Raw genomic sequence first — 19,922 nt, 5'->3', positions numbered from 1 at the left:
GCGAGGCAGCGGGTCAAGCCGTCAGGCGTCGTGGCTATCGCCGGCATGGACACGGCAGCCAATAAACCGTTGGTCCGCGGACCCGTCGCGGCTATGCTGCCGGCGTGGCGACGTCAGAGCTCGGGCGGGCCAGCACGCGCCGCGGGATACGGAAGCGCGATTCGACGGCCACCGTCGAGCGGGAGCGGCTCTTCGCCGGGCTGCGCCACGCGCAGCGGGCGTTGCTCGCCGCCGCGAGCCGCGAGGAGCTCTTCGCCGCCGTCTGTCGGGTGCTCGTCGAGCAGGCCGGCTTTCGCGCCGCTTCGGTCGCCTGGTCCGCCGCGGACAGCGGCCTTCTGACGCCGGTGGCCGTCTGGGGCGTCGATGGCGACGACGACGGGCTCTTGGCCGACCCCGCGCGCGATCCCTGCGCCGCCGCCTTCCGCTCCGGCCGCCCCTGCGTGCGCGCCGACCGCGGCGGCGCCGCCTTCCCCCTGCGCTGCGCCGGCCTCGTGGGCGGGGTCCTGCGCGTCGCGCTCGCGCGCGGGCGCGCCCTCGATGGCGCGGCCGCTGGGCTGCTCGAGGAGGCGGCGGCGGACATCTCCCTCGCCCTCGACCGCCTGGCGCGGGACGACCGGCGGCGGCGCGCCGAAGCGGTGCTGCGCGACGAGAAGCAGTTCGCCGACATCTTCATCGAGAGCATGCCGGGGATCCTCTACTTCTACGACGCGCAGGGGCGCTTCCTGCGCTGGAACCGGAACTTCGAGGTGGCCTCGGGCTACTCCGGGGAAGAGGTGGCGCGCATGCACCCGCACGACTTCTTCGCCGGCGAGGGGCGGGCGCGGGTCGCGGCGCGCATCGCGGAGGTGTTCGCCCACGGCGAGGCGACCGTCGAGGCCGACTTCATCGCCAAGGACGGGACGGCGACGCCGTACTTCTTCACCGGCAAGCGCGTGGAGTACGCGGGGCAGTCGTGCCTGGTCGGCGTCGGCCTGGACATCACCGACCGCCGACGCGCCGAGGCGCGGCTCGCCGAGAGCGAACGCCAGTACCGCGAGCTGGTCGAGCACGCGAACAGCATCATCCTGCGCTGGAGCGCCGACGGGCGCATCGTCTTCCTCAACGAGTTCGGCCAGCGCTTCTTCGGCTACGCGGCCGACGAGATCATCGGCCGCCACGTCGTCGGGACGATCGTGCCGCCGACCGAGAGCGGCGGGCGCGATCTGCGCCACCTCATCGACGACATCGGCGCCGACCCGGGAGCGTTCGAACAGAACGTGAACGAGAACATCCGGCGCGACGGCACGCGGATCTGGGTGGCGTGGACCAACCGCATCGTCCGCGATGCCGGCGGCCGGGTGGTCGAGATCCTCAGCATCGGTCACGACATCACCGAGCGGCGGCGCGCCGCGGAGGCGCTGCGCGAAGCCGAGCTGCGCTTCCACACGCTGTTCGAACAGACGCCGGTCGGGGTGGTGGTGCTCGACGCCGACAGCGGCGCGATCGTCGAGTGCAACGCGCAGGCGGCGCGCCAGTTGGGCTACACGCCACGGGAGCTGGCGGCGCTCCGCCTGTCCGACCTCGCCGTCGATGCCGCGCCGACCGGCGCGCTGCTGGAGCGCCTCCGACGCGAGGGTGGGCTCGAGCTGGAGACCCAGCAGCGCACCCGCGACGGCGAGGTGCGCGACGTCTTCGTCTCGGCGCGGCTGCTGGAGCTCACCGGGCGGACGGTGTGCCACTGCGTGTTCCTCGACGTCACCGACCGCACGCGGGCGGAGGCGCGCATCCGCGAGAGCGAGGCGCACCTGGTCGAGGCGCAGCGCATCGCCAAGATGGGGAGCTGGGAGCTCGACCTGCGGCGGGGCCGCCTGCGGTGGTCGGATCAGATCCACGAGATCTTCGCCCTGCCGCGGACGGTGTCCGACAGCACCTACGACGCGTTCCTCGCGCTCGTGCACCCGGCCGATCGCGCCCGCGTCCAGGCCGCGCAGGAGGCCGCGCTCGCCGGCCAGGAGCGCCTGGACATCGAGCATCGCATCGTCCTGCGCGACGGCAGCGAGAAGGTCGTGCACGAGCTCGCGGACCTCAAGCGCGACGCGCAGGGCGTGCCGATCGCGCTGGCCGGCACCGTGCACGACATCACCGACCGCGTCCGCGTCCGCGTCGAGCGCGAGAAACGCCAGCGCGCCGAGGAGGCGGACCGGATCAAATCGGCCTTCCTCGCCACCATGTCGCACGAGCTGCGCACGCCGCTCAATTCGATCATCGGATTCACCGGCATCCTGCTGCAGGGGCTGGCCGGGCCGCTGAACGCCGAGCAGAGCAAGCAACTGGGCATGGTGCGCGGCAGCGCCCGACACCTGCTCGAGCTGATCAACGACGTGCTCGACATCTCGAAGATCGAGGCCGGCCAGCTCGAGGTGCGCGCCGAGGCCTTCGACCTGCCGGCGGCGATCGAGCGGGTGGCCGCCTCGGTGCGGCCGCTGGCCGAGCGCAAGGCCCTGGCCCTGACGACCGCCGTCGCGCCGGCGCTCGGGACGATGGTGAGCGACCGCCGGCGCGTCGAGCAGATCCTGATCAACCTGCTGAACAACGCCATCAAGTTCACCGAGCGCGGCGGCGTGGCGCTCACCGTCGAGGCGGCGACGATGCCGGACGCGGCCGCCGCGGTGCGGCTGTGCGTCGCCGACACCGGCATCGGCATCGCGCCGGACGAGCTGTCCTCGCTGTTCCAGCCCTTCCGCCAGCTCGACAGCGGTCTGACCCGGCAGCACGACGGCACCGGGCTCGGCCTGGCGATCTGCCGCCGGCTCGCCGAGCTGCTCGGCGGCGAGATCACCGCCAGCAGCGAGCCGGGGAAGGGGAGCAAGTTCTCGGTGCTCCTGCCCCTGCGCCGCGCCGGCTGAGCCATGGCGACGATCCTCCTCATCGAAGACAACGAGCAGAACCGCTACCTGGCCACGTTCCTGCTCGAGCAGCACGGGTACGCGGTCGCCGCGGCGGTGGACGGCCGGAGCGGCATCGAGCTGGCGCGGCGGATCCAGCCCGACCTCGTGCTGCTCGACATCCAGTTGCCGCAGATGGACGGCTACGCGGTGGCGCGGGCGCTGCGCGCCGTGCCGGCGCTGGCGGACACGCCGATCATCGCCGTCACCTCGTACGCGATGGTCGGCGATCGCGAGAAGTGCCTCGCCGCCGGCTGCACCGGCTACATCGAGAAGCCGATCGATCCCGACACCTTCGTCGCCGAGCTCGAACGCATCGGCCTGCGCCCGCCGCGCCGGGGACCCGCCGCATGACCCGGATCCTGGTGGTCGACGACAAGGAGGAGAACCTCTACTACCTCGACGCGCTGCTGCGCGGTCACGGCTGGGTGGTCGAAACGGCCCGCCACGGCGCCGAGGCGCTGGCCAAGGCGCGCCGCGATCCGCCGGACCTGGTGGTGTCCGATCTGCTGATGCCGGTGATGGACGGCTACACGCTGCTGCGGCACTGGAAGGCCGATCCGCGCCTGCGCCGGGCGCCGTTCATCGTCTACACCGCCACCTACACCGAGCCGGAGGACGAGCGGCTGGCGCTGGGCCTCGGCGCCGACGCGTTCATCCTCAAACCGGCCGAGCCGGACGATTTCCTCTCCCGCATCCGCGCCGTGCTGGCGCCCGGGGAGCATGGCGCCGCCGCGCCCAGCGCGCCGGCGGGCGGCGAGGAGGGGCTGCTGAAGAGCTACAGCGAGACCCTCATCCGCAAACTGGAGGAGAAGACGCTGCAGCTCGAGGAGGCGAACCAGGCGCTGCAGCGCGACATCGCCGAGCGCCAGCGCGCCGAGGAGAAGCTGCGGGAGAGCGAGGAGCGCTTCCGCGAGCTCGCCGAGACCATCCAGGAAGCGTTCTGGATCACCGATCCGGACAAGACCCGGATGCTGTACGTGAGCCCCGCCTACGAGCGGATCTGGGGGCGCACCTGCGCCAGCCTGTACGCCGCCCCGGGGGGCTGGCTGGAGGCGGTCCACCCCGAGGATCGCGCCCGGGTCGCCGCCGCCGCGGCGCGTCAGGGCGAGGGCGAGTACGACGAGACCTACCGCATCCTGCGCCCCGACGAGTCGGTGCGCTGGATCCGCGACCGCGCCTTCCCGGTGCGCGGACCCGCCGGCACGGTGCGGCGCATCGTCGGCACCGCCGAGGACGTCACCAAGCGCCGCCAGCTCGAGGAACAGATCCGACAGGCGCAGAAGATGGAAGCGATCGGCCATCTCGCCGGCGGCGTGGCGCACGATTTCAACAACATCCTCGCCGCCATCGTCGGCAACGCGCAGTTGGCGCTGTCCGACACCGCCGCCGATCATCCGGCGCGCACCAGCCTGGAGGAGATCTTCAAGGCCTGCACGCGCGCCCGCATGCTGGTGCAGCAGATCCTCACCTTCAGCAGTCAACAGCCGCAGACTCGCCGCGTCATCGCGCTCGGGCCGGTGGTCGAGGAGACGGTCAACTTTCTGCGCGCCACCATCCCCGCCGCCGTCGAGCTGGCGCTGACGCTCGATCCCGCCGCCCCGCCGGTGCTCGCCGACCCGACGCAGGTGCACCAGGTGGTCGCCAATCTCTGCACCAACGCCTGGCACGCGCTCGAGGACGGGCCCGGCCGCATCGCGGTGAGCCTGCGGCGGGTCGCGCTGGACGCCGCGGGGGCCAGCCACCTCGCCGGTCTGCGCCCCGGACCCGCGGCCTGCCTGGTCGTCACCGACACCGGCGCCGGCATGGACGCGGCGACGCTCGAGCGCATGTTCGAGCCCTTCTTCACCACCAAGGAGCTCGGCAAGGGCACCGGCATGGGGCTCGCGGTGGTGCACGGCATCGTCCAGGGACACGACGGGGCGATCGCCGTGCGCAGCCAGCCCGGCCGCGGCACGACCGCCGAGGTCTACTTCCCGGCCGCGGCCGACGCGGCCCAGGACGCGGCGCCGGCCGCCGCCGTGGCGCCGCGGGGCGACGGCCAGCACATCCTCTATCTCGACGACGAGGAGCCGCTGGTGCGCCTCGCCTCGCGCATGCTCGAGCGCCTCGGTTATCGCATCAGCGCCTTCACCTCGGCGGCGGAGGCGGTGCAGGCCTTCCGCGACGATCCGCACCGCTTCGACCTCGTGATCGCCGACCTGAACATGCCCGGCGCCTCCGGGCTGCACGTCGCCGCCGAGCTGCTGGCACTGCGGCCCGACCTGCCGATCGCCCTCTGCTCCGGTCACGTGACCGAGGACCTGAAGCAGCGGGCCCGCGCCGCCGGCCTGCGCGAGGTGCTCTACAAGCCCAACACCATGCAGGAGCTCAGCGACGCCATCCACCGCCTCGCCGTCAGCGCCCGCGATGCGTGAGCGGCGCGCCCCAGCGTATTGCGTTCGGGGCCCGGCTTGGATAGCTGCGGCGCTCGACCAGGAGGTCGCATGATGAAGCGGTGGTCTCTGTTCCCGGCGCTGTGCGCCAGCGCGCTGCTCGCCGGGTGCGCGATGATGAAGGGCGGGTCGAGCGACACGTCGCCGTCGCCGGTGATCGATCGGATCCTCCAGCGCGGCGAGCTGCGGGTCGGCACCTCGGGCACCCAGCCGCCGCTCAGCGCCACCGCCAAGGACGGATCGCTGATGGGCTTCGACATCGAGATCGCCAACGCCATGGCGAACGCGATGGGCGTGAAGCTGACCCTGGTGCCGATGGACTTTCACGACCTCCTGCCGGCGGTGCAGAAGGGCGACGTCGACATGGTGCTCTCCGGCCTGACGATGACGCCGCAGCGCAACCTGAAGGTGGCGTTCGTCGGCCCTTATCTGGTCTCCGGCATGTCGCTGCTCACCAAGTCGAAGACCATGAGCAAGCTGCGCAAGGCGGAGGAGATCAACACCGCGACGGTGAAGGTCGCGGCGCTGCGCGGCTCGACGGCGGAGAAGTTCGCCCAGACCCATCTGCCGAAGGCGCAGATGACGCTGGTCGACACCCTCGACGAGGGCGTCGCCCAGGTGCGCGAGGGCAAGGTCGAGGCCCTGCTCGCCGACCATCCCTTCTGCCTGGTCAGCGTCTACCGCTACCGCGACGAGCTGGCGACGCTCGACACCCCATTCACTTTCGAGCCGCTCGGCATCGCCCTGCCACCCAACGATCCGCTGCTCGTCAACTGGACGCAGAACGAGCTCGCCGACCTCGACGACTCGGGCACGATCTACGACATGATGTACACCTGGTTCGAGGAGGACGACTGGGTCACGCGGCTGAAGTGACCCGCATCCCGCCGCGCGCCGTCCTCTGGGACATGGACGGCACGCTGGTCGATTCCGGCGATCTCCACTTCCTCGCCTGGCGCGAGACGATGCGGGAGCACGGCCGGAGCCTCACCCGCGCCGAGTTCGACGCCACCTTCGGGCAGCGCAACGACGCCATCCTCCGCCGCCTGCTCGATCCGGCGATCGGCGATGCCGACATCGCCCGCATCGGCGACGAGAAGGAAGCGCGCTACCGCGCCCTGGTCGCCGCGCACGGCATCCAGCCGTTGGCCGGCGCGCTCGACTGGGTGCGCCGTCTCGCCGCCGTCGGCTGGCGGCAGGCGATCGCCAGCTCCGGGCCGCGCGCCAACGCCGAGACGATCATCGCCGCCCTCGCGCTGGACGGCGCCTTCGCCGCCGTCGCCGCCGCCGAGGACGTCACCCACGGCAAGCCCCACCCCGAGGTCTTCCTCGTCGCCGCGGCCCGGCTCGACGTCGCCCCGGCGCGCTGCGTCGTCCTCGAGGACGCGCCGCCGGGCATCGAGGCCGGCCGCCGCGCGGGCATGCCCACCATCGGCGTGCTGTCGACGCATGCGGCGTTGGCGGCCGACGTCGTGGTCGCGGCGCTCACCGACCTGGCGGCCGACGCCTTCGACCGGCTGATCGCGGCGTGAGCTGGCCGGGGGCGGCGCGCCAGCGCGTGGCATCAGCGCTGGATCCGCGATAGGCCAGCAGCGTGCCGGGTGTCCTCCTCCTGCTGCTGCTCGTCGCCGCGCCGGCGGCGCGTGCCGACGAGGCCGTCGACTGGACCGACGCCGCCACCTGCGTCGACCGCGTCTGCTCGCTGCGCGGCCGCGTCGTGGCACAGGAGGACGGCGGCGCCTTCTACCGCCTCTACTTCGACCGCGAGCGCCGCGACGTCTACCTCACGTTGATGCGCGGCTGGCTGGTCACCTGGCCGAGCTACGTCGGCCATACCATCGTCGCCACCGGTCCGGTCGACCGGTGGCGCGATCACAGCGAGATGATCCTCCTCACCCCGGACGCGATCGCGCTGCTCGATGCGCCCGACACCCCGACCGCCGCGCCGCCGCCGAGCGTCGGTGCGGCGGCGACGGCGACGCCGAATGGCGAGGTCGAGGAGCTGCGCGACCGCGTCCGCTCCCTCGAGCGCAAGATCCAGGAGCTCGAGAGCGGCCACCCGGAGGCTCCATGAGCGACGAGACCGAGCAGATTTCCATCGACGACTTCGCCCGCGTCGACCTCCGCGTCGGCACCATCCGCAGCGCCGAGCCGCACCCCAAGGCGGATCGCCTGCTGGTGCTCACCGTCGACCTCGGCGAAGCGCGGCCGCGCCAGCTCGTGGCGGGCATCCGCGCCGCCTACGATCACCGCTTCCTGGTCGGCCAGCAGGTGGTGGTGGTCGCCAACCTCAAGCCGGCGGTGCTGCGCGGCGTCGAGTCGCAGGGCATGCTGCTCGCCGCCAGCGACGCGGCCGGGCTCAGCGTCCTCGCGCCCGGCCGGCGCTTCGCGCCCGGGACGAAGGTGAAGTGACCGCCATGGCCGCGCTCGACTACGCGCTCTTCGACGCCGACACCCATTACTACGAGCCGGACGACTGCTTCACCCGGCACATCGAGGCGGCGTGGCGGGAACGGACGGTGTGGATCGACCGCGGGCCCGACGGCACCACCCGCCCGGGCAGAATGTACGTCGGCCGCGAACGCTGCCAGTTCTTCAGCGTCGGCGCCGGCGACAGCGTCGGCGCCCCCGGCATCATGAAGGCGTTCCTGCGCGGCGAGACCGAGGAGGGCGGCAGCCCGAGCCTGCAGCCGATCGACGCCCTCGCCGTGCCGGAGTTCACCGACCGCGCGGCCCGCCTGGCGCGGATGGACGCGCAGCGCGTCGAGGCCGCCCTGCTGCTACCCACCGCCGGCGTCGGCGTCGAGCCGCAACTGCGCGAGACGCCGGAGGTGCTGTACCCGAGCCTGCGCGCCTTCAACCGCTGGCTGGAGGAGGATTGGGGCTACGGGGGCGACGGCCGCGTGTTCGGCGCGCCGCTGCTGTCGCTGTTCGACCGCGACCAGGCGGTCGCCGAGCTCGACCGCCTGCTGGCGCGCGGCGCGCGCTTCGCCATCCTGACCGCCGGGCCCTTCGCCGGCCGCTCGCCGGCGGATCCCCACTTCGATCCCTTCTGGGCGCGCTGCCAGGAGGCGTCGCTCAACATCGTCTACCACATCGGCCGCACCCCCTTCAGCGAGATGTACAACCCGCCCTGGGGCCTGCGCCCGCACCCGCCGTCGCACCGCCACACCCTGATGGAGTGGGCGCTGTCGTTCACCGAGCGGCCGGTCGTCGATACCATCACGGCGCTGATCGCCGACAACCTCTTCGGCCGCTTCCCGGGCCTGCGGGTGCTGAGCATCGAGTACGGCTCGGGCTGGGTGGCGCCGCTGCTGCACAAGCTCGATCACCTGGCGCGCCTCTACAGCAAGGACATGTGGCGCTTCGGCGTGCCGCCGGAGCGGCCGAGCGACACCTTCCGGCGCAACGTGTGGGTGGCGCCCTTCTTCGAGGACGACATCCCGGCGCTGGCGCGGCTGATCGGCGCCGACCACGTGCTCGGCGGCTCCGACTATCCCCATCCCGAGGGACTCCTGTGGCCGGCCGAGCTCGCCGACGAGCTGCCCGGGATGTCGCCGCTCGAGGTCCGCAAGATCATGCGCGACAATCTCGCGGCGCTCATCGGCCGTGATACGAGATCGCCAGGAGCCGCGGGTGGCGCGGCGGGGCGAATCTGAACCGGCATCCGCCGGAAGCGGAGGAGTGAGGATGACCACCAGCAGGTCGCGGGTCGAGGTCGCGCGTCGGCTGCTCCGCCTGATCGCCGTCGCGGCGGCGCTGGCCGCCGTGCAGGGCTGCGCCGTCTACCACGGTGCCGCCGAGCTGGCGCGCAAGGCGCTCGATCCCGGCGTCCCCGGGAAGAAGCCGTTGACCGCCGAGGAGGCGGCGCAACTCAGCGATCGGGAGATCCTCGACCGGCTGACGTTCGTCACCCGCTCGCTCGACGACAACGAGCTGCACGCGTCGCTGTGGTACTACGGCTTCCTCGCCGTCAACGCCGCCGGCATGGCGGCGGGCGCGGCGACGGCGGCGGTCGAGAGCAACGACGACAAGCAGGTCTACGACATCCTCAACAGCAGCCTCGGGCTCATCGGCACCACCTACCTGCTGCTCGATCCGCTGCCCGGACGCAGCGGCTCGGATCCGCTGGCGGCGATGCCGTCGGCGACGCACGAGGACCGCGCCGCCCAGTTGGCCGCCGGCGAGGAGATCCTCTACCGCGCCGCCGGTCGCGCCGAGCAGCGCACCGGCTGGCTGCTCCACACCGGCAACGTCGTCCTCAACGCCAGCGCCGCCTCGGTGCTGGTGGCGCGCGACGATCTCGGCGACGCGGCGCTGCTGTTCTTCCTCAACACCGCGGTCGGCGAGGCGCAGATCCTGCTCACGCCGTGGGAGCCGCTGAACAGTTGGCAGGCGTACCGCGAGCAGGTCGACAGCGGCGGCATTCGACCCGATCCCCAGGTTCGCTGGGGGATCGGCCCGCTCCCCACCGGCCAGGGCCTGGCGCTGCAAGCCCGGTTCTGAACCGTGGCGCGGCGGCGGCGGGCGGCGTCGCCGCCCGAGCGGCCCGTTCGAACCGTGACCCACCGCCACCCCTGTGCTAGCGGGATGCCGTCGCGCCCCCCGCGCGGCGGCTTCCCATGCGCGTTCTGCTCATCTCCGCCAACACGGAACACCTCCCCGATCCGGTGTATCCGCTCGGCGCCGCCTACATGGCGACGGTCGCCGAGCAGCACGGCCACACGGTGGCCACGTTCGACTGCTGCTTCGCCGGCGATCCGCGGGCGGCGCTGACGGCGCAGGTGCGCGACTTCGCGCCCGACGCGGTCGGCATCTCGCTGCGCAACCTCGATTCGTCGGCCTATCCGCAGACCACCTCCTACGTGCCCGACTACCGCGCCCTGATCGAGACCGTGCGCGCCGCGACGCCGGCGCCGATCGTGCTCGGCGGCGCCGGCTTCACGGTGATGCCGGGCACGCTGATGCGCTGGCTCGACGCCGAGGTCGGCGTGGTCGGCGAGGGCGAGCTCGCCTTCCCCTGGGTGCTCGAGCGCCTGGCCGCCGGCGCGTCGCTGCGCTCGACGGCGGCGATGCGTTGCGAGCCCGCGGGCCGCGGCGTCTGCGTCACCCCGACCGGTCGCATCCGCCGTCTCGACGACGCCGGCGCGCCGCGCCGCGCCGCCTTCGACTGGCACCGCTACTACGAGCGCGGGGGCGCGCTGAACATCCAGACCAAGCGCGGCTGCGTCTTCGAGTGCGTGTTCTGCAGCTATCCGCTGATCGAAGGCGCGACCGTGCGCGTGCGCAGCCCGGCGGCGGTGGTGGACGAGATCGAGGCGGCGCGGCGCGAGACCGGGGCGCGCCACTGGTTCTTCGTCGACAACATCTTCAATCTGCCGCTGCGCCACGCCAAGGCGATCTGCCGCGAGCTCATCGCCCGCGACCTCGACATCGAGTGGTCCGCCTACCTGAACCCCAAGTTCGTCGACGCCGAGCTGTGCGACCTGATGGCCCGCTCCGGCTGCCGCGCCATCGAGCTCGGCACCGATTCCGGAGCGCCGACCCTGATCGCCAACCTGCGCAAGGAGTTCGCCCTCGACGATCTGCGCCGCACCTCGGCGCTGTTCGCGGCGCACGGGCTCAAGTTCTGCCACAGCCTGATCTTCGGCGGCCCCGGCGAGACCGCGGAGAGCATCGACCAGACCATCGCCCTGATGGAGGAGCTGCGGCCGACGGCGGTGATCGCGATGACCGGCATCCGCATCCTGCCCGGCACCGGCATGGTCGAGATCGCGCTGCGCGACGGCCTCATCGACGCCGACGACCCGTTGATCGAGCCCCGCTTCTACGTCGCGCCGGGGCTCGGCGACGCGCTCATCGATCGCATCGACGCCTATGCCCGCCAGCAGCCGAACTGGATCGTGCCGGGGCTCGGCATCAAGACCAACATCGCCGTGCTGCGCCGCCTGCGCGACCGCCGCATCAAGGGCCAGTTGTGGCGCCTGCTGCGCTGAACGATCCCTGGCGCCTCGACGGCCGGCGCGCCCTGGTCACCGGCGCCTCGCGCGGCATCGGCCGCGCCACCGCCGAGGTGCTGGCGGCGGCGGGCGCCGCGGTGGCCGTCAACTACGCGCGCTCGGCGCTGGAGGCGGAGGAGACCGCGGAGGGGCTGCGCGCGCACGGCGGCGAGGTCGAGGTGGTGCAGGCGGACGTCGCCGACGCGGCGCAGGTCGAGGCGATGTTCGCCCACCTGCGCAAACGCTGGGACGGCGTCGACATCCTGGTCAACAACGCCGCGGTGACGCGCGACGGCCTCGCCATGCTGCTCAGCCCCGCCCAGTGGGACGAGGTGCTGGCCGTCAACCTGCGCGGCGCCTTCCTGTGCGCCCGGCAGGCGTTGCGGCCGATGATCAAGCGGCGCTGGGGGCGGATCATCAACGTCGTCTCGCCGGCGGCGCTGCTCGGCCAGGAGGGCGCGGCCAACTACGCCGCCGCCAAGGGCGGGCTGCTCAGCTTCACCAAGTCGCTGGCGCGCGAGGTCGGGCGCTATGCCATCACCGTCAACGCCGTCTGCCCCGGTCTGGTCGACACCCGTCTGATCGCCGACATGCCGGCGCCGCTGCGCCAGCGCCACCTCGGCCACGTCCCGCTCGGCCGCGTCGGCCAGCCGGACGAGGTGGCGCAGGCGATCCGCTTCCTCGCCTCGCCGGCCGCCGCCTACGTCACCGGCGCCACCCTCGCCGTCGACGGCGGCCTGACCATGGCGTGAGATCGCGGCCGCGGGGCAGCCGCCGCGCCGCTGGCGTCGTCCGCTCGCTCTGTCATACTTCGCCTCCGTCGATGCGATGGCTGCGCGAGATCTCCCGCGCCTGCGCGACCGGTCACCCGGGCGTCCAGGCGCGCTCCACCTCCAGGCGATGAGATGACCCGGGTCGCGATCACCGGCATCGGCAGCATCAACGCCCTCGGCGTCGGGGTCGAGGCCTTCGCGTCCGGCCTGCGCGAGGGCCGGTGCGGCATCGGCGCGCTGACCCGCTTCGCCGCCGCGGGCTACCGCACGGCCTGCGCCGCGGAAGCGCCGCCGCCGCCGCTGCCGGAGGCCATTCCGAGCGGCGCGGCGCGGCGGCTCTCGCACACGGCGCGGCTCGCCGTGGTCGCCGCCGCGGAGGCCTGGCGGGGCAGCGGGCTCGACGACGGCCGGACCTGCGGCGTGGTGCTCGGCACCACCACCGGCGGGCTCGCCGGCGGCGAGGAGAGCTACCGCATCGAAGGCGCCGGCACGGGAGCGCGGGCGCCGCTGCGCGATTGGCTCGAGACGCCGATCGCGGTCGCCACCGACGCCGTCGCGGCGTTGATCGGCAGCCGCGGCCCGCGCGTCACGGTGTCCACCGCGTGCTCCTCCGGCGCCAACGCCCTCGGCATCGCCGCCGACTGGATCCGCGGCGGCCAGGCGACCGCGGTGCTGTGCGGCGGCGCCGAGTCGCTGTGCCGCATGACCTACTCGGGGTTCAACGTCCTGCAGGCCCTCGATCGCGTCCCCTGCCGGCCGTTCGATCGCGCCCGCGCCGGCCTGACCCTGGGCGAAGGGGCGGCCCTGTTCGTGCTCGAGGCGTGGGAGGCCGCCGCGCGCCGCGGCGCGCCGATCCTCGGCGAGCTCCTCGGCTACGGGGTCAGCGCCGACGCGCACCATCTCACCCAGCCGCGCCCCGACGGCGCCGGCGCCATCCTGGCGATGCGGCGCGCCCTCGCCGATGCCGGCGTCGACGCCGACCGCATCGACTACGTCAACGCGCACGGCACCGGGACGCCCCTGAACGACGCCGTCGAGACGCGCGCCATCAAGGCGGTGCTCGGACCGCGCGCCTATGCGGTGCCGGTGTCGTCGACCAAGTCGCAGGTCGGACACTGCCTCGCCGCCGCCGGCGCCATCGAGGCGCTGGCGGCGCTGCTGGCGCTGCGCGGCGGTTTCCTTCCGCCGACCGTCAGCCTGCGCGAGCCGGATCCCGAGTGCGATCTCGACTACGTGCCGGCGCGCAGCCGCCCGGCGGCCCTGCGCACCGTGCTCTCGAACTCGTACGGCTTCGGCGGCAACAATACGAGCGTGGTCCTCGGCGCCGCCCCCGAGGCGACGCCATGAGCGACGACGTCGCCGTCACCGGCATCGGCGTCGTCAGTCCGATCGGCGTCGGGCCGCGCCAATTCTGGAACGCGCTGCGCGCCGGCCGCTCCGGCATCGCGCCGATCGACGGTCTGGCGCTGGCGGACGGCCTGCCGCCGAGCGCCGCCGCGGTGCGCGACTTCTCCCCCCGCGAGCTCGTCGCCTCGACGCACTACCGGCGCATGGACGCGTTGTCGCGCATGACCGTCGCCGCCTGCCGCATGGCGCTCGACGACGCGCGCGCCCTGGCGACGCTCGATCGCGCCCGCGCCGGCATCGTCTTCGGCTCCGCTCTCGGCGCGGCGACCGAGTCGGTGCAGCAACTCGACCGCCTGTTCCAGAAGGGCCCCGCCGGGGTGAGCCCGATGGCGTTTCCCAACCTGGTGCTGAACGCCCCGGCCAGCTACGCGGCGATGGAATTCGGCTTCAGCGGCGTCAATTTCACCGTCTCGCAGGCGGAGGTGTCCGGCGAGGCCGCCATCGCGCTCGGCGTCGACGCGGTGCGCCGCGGCCGCGCCGATCTCGTGCTCGCCGGCGGCGCCGACGAGATCGCGGCCGTGCTGGTGCGCGTCCTGCACCGGGCCCGCGCCCTCGCCGGCCAGCGCGGCGGTCGCCAATGGGCCAGCCCCTACGACGCGGCGCGCAGCGGCGTCGTGGTCGGCGAAGGGGCGGCGATGCTGGCGCTCGAGCCGCTCGAGCGGGCGCGCCGGCGCGGCGCGCCGATCTATGCCCGCATCGTCGCGACCGCGACCTGCGCGAGCGAAGCGCCGCGCTACGACTGGCCGCTGCAGGCGCCGGCCGCCATCGCGCCGCTGACGGCGCTGTGCGCCGGGGCGCCGGTCGACCTGGTGTGCGGCGCCGCCAATTCGTCGCGCCGTCTCGACGCCTGCGAGCTCGACCTCTTCGCCGCCGTGCCGGCGATCCGCGCCGCCACCGTGACCTCGATCAAGGGCGCGATCGGCGACTTCGGCGCCGCCGGCGCCATGACCGCGGCCGCCGCCTGCCTGGCGCTGCGCGAGCAAGCGGTCCCGCCGCTCTGCCACCTGGAGACGCCGATCCCCACCGCGCTGCGCCTGGCGCCGCGCCAGGCCGCCGCCGCCGATCTCCGCCGCGCCCTGGTGTGCGGCAGCGCCCGCGGCGGCGCGATGACCGCCCTGCTCCTCGATCGACCGTGACCGCTACGCGGCCGGCGGGTCGAAGTTCTCGATGCGCACGCCCGGACGGAGGTGCTCGCCGAGGATCGCTTCGAACGGGCGCTGGTCGACGACCTCGAACTGGCTCGCCTCGAGCGGGAAACGGGCGCCCGAGCTGGTGTAGGGCGCGACCGCGGCCGAGCCGGCGGAGAGCACGCCGACCAGCGGCACCAGGCGGCGCTGGATCTCCGCCGACTCGCGCGTCGTGAGGACGATCTTCGCCTCCGGCAGGCCGAGCGACAGGATCGAGACGAGGCGGACGAAGGCCGCGTCGCCGGCGCCGCGCTGGTTGGCGCGGCCGGCGATCTGCCGCAGGCGCGGCACCGACAGGTAGACCTCCATCCCGTGGCGCTGCAGGTGCCGGGTGTGCAGCGCGAGCGCCAGCAGCTCGAAGCCGAGGTCGGGATTGAGACCGACCAGGATGCCGGGGTTGGCGACCCGCATGCCGGCGGCGCGGGCGCGATCGAAGTTCGCCAATCGGCGCTCGAAATCGGCGCGCGGGTTGTCCGCGCTGTCGCCCATGAAGGCGCGGTACAGCGGCCGCGAGTAGGTCTCCTGGAAGGTGCACATCGTCAGCTTCGGGCCGCCGTCGTCGCCGGCGTGGCGGGCGAGGCCGGCGAGCAGCGCGTCGTACTCGTGTGCGTCGATGGCGCCGATGTTGATCAGGACGTGGCGGAAGCCGAGCGTCGTCGCGCGCCGCAGCGCCTGGTTGACGTGCGCCAGCGCCCAGTCGCGCCCGCCGGCGCGATACTCGCCGGTCAGCAGCGCGACTCCGTGCATGCCGCGCCGGCGCAGGATCTCGAGCTGGGCCTCGACCGCCGGCAGGTCGACCGTCTCGCGGCGCAGGGCCGCGTTGTCGCGGCGCATGCCGCACATCCGGCATTCGGCGTCGCAGGTGTTGGTGAGGTAGAGGGGCGCGAAGGTCTCGAGCGAACGCGGGCGAAGGGCGCGCGCCGCGCACGCGGCGGCGTACAGCGTCTCCGCGTCGAAGGGCGCCGTCCACAGCACCGCGAGGTCGTCGACCTCGAGCGGCTGGGCGGCGCGGGCGCGCGCCAGCACGTCGTCGCGGGCTGCGTCAGCGACCCGCGTTGCGGCGGCCAGGCGCGCCTGGACGTCGTCGGCATCGAGCGTGAAGATCTCCACCGAGCCTCCGCTAGCCCGCGGGCGGCGAAGCGTCAACGTCCCGCGCCCGCGCCGCGGCGGCGCCCGCCGGGACCGCGCCGTCGTGGAACTGGCGCCGCCGGCGGGCTACGTTCCGCGCACCGTGACAGCGCCGCGCCACGCCATGTCGGTCGACGTCGAGGACTGGTTTCACGACGGCGGCCTCGCGGCCGCCGCCGGCGGCGGCCGGGTCGAGCGTAACACCGACGCGCTCCTCGAGCAGTTCGCGGCCGCCGGGGCGCGGGCGACCTTCTTCGTGCTCGGCGCCGTCGCCGAGCGGCATCCGGCGCTGGTGCGGCGCATCGCCGACGCCGGCCACGAGCTCGCCAGTCACGGCCACGCCCACCATCACCTGGCGAACCAACTCTGGCGCGAGTTCCGCGCCGACGTCGAGCGCGCCCGGCGGCTGCTCGAGGACGTCAGCGGCCGACCGGTGCGCGGCTACCGCGCGCCCTACTTCGCCATCCGCGCCGGCGTGCGCTGGCCGATCGAGCAACTCGCCGCGGCGGGCTACTCCTACGACTCGAGCGTCCTGCCGAACGACCGGCCGCCGGGGCTCGAGCTGGTCTCGCCGCGGCAGCCGTACCGCCACCACAACGGTCTCTGGGAGGTGCCGGTGGCGGTGCTGCGGCTCTGCCGCTTCTGGCACCTGCCGGCGGCCAGCGGCTGGGGGCTGCGACTGCTGCCGCCGCGCCTGCTGGCGCACGGCCTGCGCGGCTTCGAGCGCGACGTCGGCAGCGGCGTCTTCTACCTCCATCCGTGGGAGCTCGATCCCGATTCGCCGAGCGCGCCGGGCGCGGCGCGCTGGCTGCTGCGCGCCGGCCGCGCGCGCCTGGCGCCGCGCCTCGAGCGCCTGTTGCGCGCGCGCGCCTTCGGCGCCATCCGCGACCTCTTTCCGCAGGTCGCCGCGCCGCCAGGGGAGGCGGCGCCGTGGCAGTGAAGGGCGGCGTCCCGCTGCTGCTCGGCGCCGCGCTGCTGGCGGCGCTGGCATGGTGGTTCGGCCTCGGCGGCGCGCTGGCGGCGTTGCGCCACGCCTCGCCGCGCGGCCTGGTCGAGTATGCGGCGTGGTCGGCGGTGGTGCTCGGCCTGCAGGCCGGGCGCTGGCGGGTGATGGCGGCGGCGGTTGGGGCGCCGGTCGGCGTGGGGCGGATCGCCGCGGCGCGCCTGGCCGGCGACGGCGTCGCCTCGCTGCTGCCGTTGGCGCGGGTGGGCGGCGATCCGCTGCGCGCCGTGCTGGCGCGCGCCGGCGCGACCCCGCTCGCGTCGGCGAGCGCGGGGGTGGCGATCGACCGGCTGCTCGAGGTCATCGGCAATCTGCTCGCGGTGGCCGCCTACCTGGCCGTGTTCTCGGCCGCCATGGCCGGCACGTCGGCGCGCGCCACCTGGCTCGTCGGCGCCGGGGTCGCCGCGCTGCTGGTCCTGCTGGCGGCGTTGGTCGTGCGGCTGGGGCGCGGCGGCCGGCCACTGGCGCCGTTGTACGGGTCGCGCGCCCGCCGATGGGTCGGGCGCCACGCGGGTTGGCTGGACGGGTTGCGCCGCGTCGAGGACCACCTGCTGGGGTTCTTCGCCGCCCACCGCGCCACCTTCGTCGCCGGCATCGCGCTCACGGCGCTGATCGAGCTGGTCGTGGTGCTGCAGTACCGGGCGCTGCTCGGCGCCTTCGGCCTCGACCTCGAGCTGCCGGTGCTGCTGATGGTGCTGCTCGGTGGCGGCATGGCGCGCGCGGTGCCGACGCCGGCGGCCCTGGGCGCGCTGGAGGCGACACAGGTGCTCGCGGTCGGCGCCACCACCGGGCGCGCCGATCTCGGCTTCGTGGTCGGCGTCATCCTGCGTCTGCACGAGACGCTGTTCGTCCTGATCGGACTGCTGGCACTGTCGCTGCTCGGCGTCTCGCCGGCGCGCCTGCCGACGGCGCGCCGGGCGACGAGCCCATGATCCCGATCGCGCTCGGGGCCATCTTCGGCGTCGGCTGGATCCCCTTCTTCGCCTTCCGCGCCGAGGCGATGACCGCGGCGCTGCCCCACTACTCGGCGCGCGAGCGCCTCTGGGTGCGCGCCGCGCCGCTGCTGGTCGCCGTCCACGTCACCCTCGCCTGCGCCGCGGTGAGCGTCATGCCGCAGGTGCCGCGCCTGCGCGGCGGCCTCGGCATCGCGCTCTACGCCGCGGCGCAGATCTTCTGGTGGCGCGCCCGGCTGCAGATCGGGCCGCTGCGGCACCGGCCGCTGCCCGACGAGGCGCCGTCAGGGCTGCGCCGCGACGGCCCCTTCGGCCTGGTGCGCAATCCGCTCTACCTCGCCTACCTGATGGCCGCCGCGGCGCCGGCGATCGTCGCGGCGCGGCCGCCGCTGGCGCTGACCTGGCTGGCGCTGTTCGCCGCGCTGGCGGTGCGCGCCGCGCAGGAGGAGCGGCGCCTGCACGCGCAACTCGGCGCCGCGTACGCCGCGTACTGCCGCCAGGTGAAGCGTCTGATTCCCTTCGTGTGGTGAAGCGGTCCGCGGCCGATGGCCGGCGCGCGGCGGTGATTCATCTTGCCGCGCCGGCGGCGTGCGGGTAAGCGCTGACCCATGGCTGGGCGAACGCTGGTCCTCTGCGAACCGCCGTATCTCTTCTGGGACCGCCGCCGCGACCGCCTGCGCCAGAGCGAGGAGACGATCCCCGGCATGGGGATGCTGATGCTCGCGGCGGTGGCGCGCCAGCGCGGCTATCGCGTGCACCTGATCGACGCCAAGGGACAGGGGACGCCGGTCGAGGAGGTCGCCCGCCGCATCGAGGCGCTGCGCCCCGACTATCTCGGACTGTCGGCGACGACGATCTCGGTCACCAACGCGGCGCGCATCGCCGAGCGCGTGCAGCGGGCGCGGCCCGCCGTCGTCACCATCGTCGGCGGCGCCCACGTCAGCGCCGTGCCCGAGCGGACGCTGACCGCCTTCCCGAGCTTCGACTACGGCATCGCCGGCGAGGGCGAGGTGGCGCTGTTCGCCCTGCTCGAGCGGCTCGAACAGGGCGCGGCGGTCGACGACCTGCCGGGGGTCGCCTTCCGCCGCGGCGCAATGGTCGTTGCCAACCCGCGCGCCCCGTACATCGACGATCTCGACGCGCTGCCGACGCCCGCCTGGGACCTGCTGCCGGACTTCCCCCACCGCTTCCAGCCGACGCTGTTCGGCTACCCGCGGACGCCGGTGGCCACCCTCATCACCTCGCGCGGCTGCCCGTTCACCTGCGTCTTCTGCGATCGCTCGACCTCCGGCCGCAAGGGCCGGCTGCACGGCGTCGCGCGCGTCGTGGCGCTGTGCCGCGAGCTCGCCGAGCGCGGCGCCCGCCACATCCTCTTCCTCGACGACCTGTTCACGGTGCGCAAACAGCGCGTCGTCGATCTCTGCCAGGCGCTGATCGACGCCCAGCTCGACCTCACCTGGAGCTGCAACAGCCATCCCAACCTGCTCGACCTGCCGACCCTGCAACTGATGCGGCGCGCCGGTTGCTGGCAGATCGCCTACGGCATCGAATCCGGCTCGCAGCGCGTGCTCGACACCGTGAAACGCGAGGTGCGCATCCCGCGCATGCGCGAGACGCTGCGCCTGACCCGCCAGGCGGGCATCCGCACCAAGGGCTACCTCATGCTCGGCCACCCCACCGAGACCAGCGACAGCCTGCGCGAGACCGAAGCCTTCCTGCGCGTCGCCGAGCTCGACTTCTGCCAGATCACCAAGTTCACGCCCTATCCGGGCACCCCCGCCTACCCGACCATCCACCAGCACGGCGACTTCAGCGAGGACTGGCAGCGCATGAACGCGATGCAGTTCGTGTTCATCCCCCGCGGCCTCAGCGAGGCCGAGTTGGAAGCGGCCTTCACCCGCTGCTACCGCGCCTTCTACTCGCGCCCGGACGTGCTCTGGGGCATGGCCCGCCTGATGGCGAGCGAGCCGCGCTTCATCGGCCGCATGGCCAGCTCGGCCGCGGTCTACATGCGCGCCAAGCTGCGCCGCGCGGCATAGCGCGGATCGGCGGCGGCCTCGCGTGCCACTCGATGCTGACGCGGTGATCCGACCGCGGAACAACAGTGTTGTCT

The 19,922-nt window shown here is 73.7% G+C and carries 18 protein-coding genes; 17 read left to right on the top strand and 1 reads right to left on the bottom strand.

Features of this window, described 5'->3' with window-relative positions:
* Window positions 1–269 precede the first annotated feature (269 nt).
* The 13 genes from KF840_09670 to KF840_09610 all read left to right on the top strand — a co-directional run bounded on the left by KF840_09670 (window position 270) and on the right by KF840_09610 (window position 14,674).
* The gene (locus KF840_09670; protein MBX3025166.1) at window positions 270–2,885 is read left to right on the top strand and encodes a PAS domain S-box protein; all 2,616 of its coding nucleotides are present in this window, start codon (window positions 270–272) and stop codon (window positions 2,883–2,885) included.
* A 3-nt stretch (window positions 2,886–2,888) separates the two neighbouring features.
* A complete protein-coding gene (locus KF840_09665; protein ID MBX3025165.1) occupies window positions 2,889–3,278 on the top strand; it encodes a response regulator in 390 nt (129 codons plus the stop codon).
* Window positions 3,275–5,341, top strand: a complete 2,067-nt coding sequence (locus KF840_09660) for a response regulator (GenBank protein MBX3025164.1) — start codon at window positions 3,275–3,277, stop codon at window positions 5,339–5,341. Before KF840_09665 ends, KF840_09660 begins: the two co-directional genes overlap by 4 nt.
* A gap of 72 nt (window positions 5,342–5,413) precedes the next feature.
* A complete protein-coding gene (locus KF840_09655) occupies window positions 5,414–6,235 on the top strand; it encodes a transporter substrate-binding domain-containing protein (GenBank protein ID MBX3025163.1) in 822 nt (273 codons plus the stop codon).
* A complete protein-coding gene (locus tag KF840_09650; GenBank protein MBX3025162.1) occupies window positions 6,232–6,891 on the top strand; it encodes an HAD family phosphatase in 660 nt (219 codons plus the stop codon). The genes KF840_09655 and KF840_09650 overlap by 4 nt, the downstream gene beginning before the upstream one ends.
* 62 nt (window positions 6,892–6,953) lie before the next feature.
* Window positions 6,954–7,433, top strand: coding sequence for a hypothetical protein (locus KF840_09645; GenBank protein MBX3025161.1), 480 nt, complete (start codon window positions 6,954–6,956; stop codon window positions 7,431–7,433).
* Window positions 7,430–7,771 carry a methionine--tRNA ligase subunit beta gene (metG, locus tag KF840_09640; protein ID MBX3025160.1) on the top strand — a complete coding sequence of 114 codons (342 nt, stop codon included), beginning with the start codon at window positions 7,430–7,432 and terminating at the stop codon, window positions 7,769–7,771. Before KF840_09645 ends, metG begins: the two co-directional genes overlap by 4 nt.
* A gap of 5 nt (window positions 7,772–7,776) precedes the next feature.
* A complete protein-coding gene (locus KF840_09635; GenBank protein ID MBX3025159.1) occupies window positions 7,777–9,018 on the top strand; it encodes an amidohydrolase family protein in 1,242 nt (413 codons plus the stop codon).
* Between the two features lie 31 nt (window positions 9,019–9,049).
* A complete protein-coding gene (locus KF840_09630; protein ID MBX3025158.1) occupies window positions 9,050–9,865 on the top strand; it encodes a hypothetical protein in 816 nt (271 codons plus the stop codon).
* A 116-nt stretch (window positions 9,866–9,981) separates the two neighbouring features.
* Window positions 9,982–11,355 (top strand): cobalamin-dependent protein, encoded by a 1,374-nt coding sequence (locus tag KF840_09625; protein MBX3025157.1) that lies wholly within the window; start codon window positions 9,982–9,984, stop codon window positions 11,353–11,355.
* Complete coding sequence (locus KF840_09620) at window positions 11,352–12,110, top strand: 3-oxoacyl-ACP reductase FabG (GenBank protein ID MBX3025156.1); 759 nt, start codon at window positions 11,352–11,354, stop codon at window positions 12,108–12,110. Before KF840_09625 ends, KF840_09620 begins: the two co-directional genes overlap by 4 nt.
* Before the next feature lie 153 nt (window positions 12,111–12,263).
* Window positions 12,264–13,478, top strand: a complete 1,215-nt coding sequence (locus tag KF840_09615; protein MBX3025155.1) for a beta-ketoacyl-[acyl-carrier-protein] synthase family protein — start codon at window positions 12,264–12,266, stop codon at window positions 13,476–13,478.
* The gene (locus KF840_09610; GenBank protein MBX3025154.1) at window positions 13,475–14,674 is read left to right on the top strand and encodes a hypothetical protein; all 1,200 of its coding nucleotides are present in this window, start codon (window positions 13,475–13,477) and stop codon (window positions 14,672–14,674) included. The genes KF840_09615 and KF840_09610 overlap by 4 nt, the downstream gene beginning before the upstream one ends.
* A gap of 3 nt (window positions 14,675–14,677) precedes the next feature.
* Here KF840_09610 and KF840_09605 read toward each other — a convergent pair whose 3' ends face one another.
* Window positions 14,678–15,835 carry a hypothetical protein gene (locus KF840_09605; GenBank protein ID MBX3025153.1) on the bottom strand — a complete coding sequence of 386 codons (1,158 nt, stop codon included), beginning with the start codon at window positions 15,833–15,835 and terminating at the stop codon, window positions 14,678–14,680.
* Window positions 15,836–15,956: 121 nt separating this feature from the next.
* Between KF840_09605 and KF840_09600 the strand changes: the two genes are divergently transcribed.
* The 4 genes from KF840_09600 to KF840_09585 all read left to right on the top strand — a co-directional run bounded on the left by KF840_09600 (window position 15,957) and on the right by KF840_09585 (window position 19,848).
* The gene (locus KF840_09600; protein MBX3025152.1) at window positions 15,957–16,793 is read left to right on the top strand and encodes a polysaccharide deacetylase family protein; all 837 of its coding nucleotides are present in this window, start codon (window positions 15,957–15,959) and stop codon (window positions 16,791–16,793) included.
* Entirely contained in the window at window positions 16,784–17,788 is a 1,005-nt protein-coding gene (locus KF840_09595) for a flippase-like domain-containing protein (GenBank protein MBX3025151.1), read from the top strand. The genes KF840_09600 and KF840_09595 overlap by 10 nt, the downstream gene beginning before the upstream one ends.
* Window positions 17,785–18,339, top strand: a complete 555-nt coding sequence (locus tag KF840_09590) for a hypothetical protein (GenBank protein ID MBX3025150.1) — start codon at window positions 17,785–17,787, stop codon at window positions 18,337–18,339. Before KF840_09595 ends, KF840_09590 begins: the two co-directional genes overlap by 4 nt.
* Window positions 18,340–18,417: 78 nt before the next feature.
* The gene (locus tag KF840_09585) at window positions 18,418–19,848 is read left to right on the top strand and encodes a cobalamin-dependent protein (protein ID MBX3025149.1); all 1,431 of its coding nucleotides are present in this window, start codon (window positions 18,418–18,420) and stop codon (window positions 19,846–19,848) included.
* Window positions 19,849–19,922 lie beyond the last annotated feature (74 nt).

Source organism: bacterium (assembly GCA_019637795.1).
Classification (GTDB): Bacteria; Desulfobacterota; Binatia; order HRBIN30; family CADEER01; genus JAHBUY01.
Note: the sequence above shows the minus strand (reverse complement) of the source record. Positions and strands in the feature narration are given on the sequence as shown.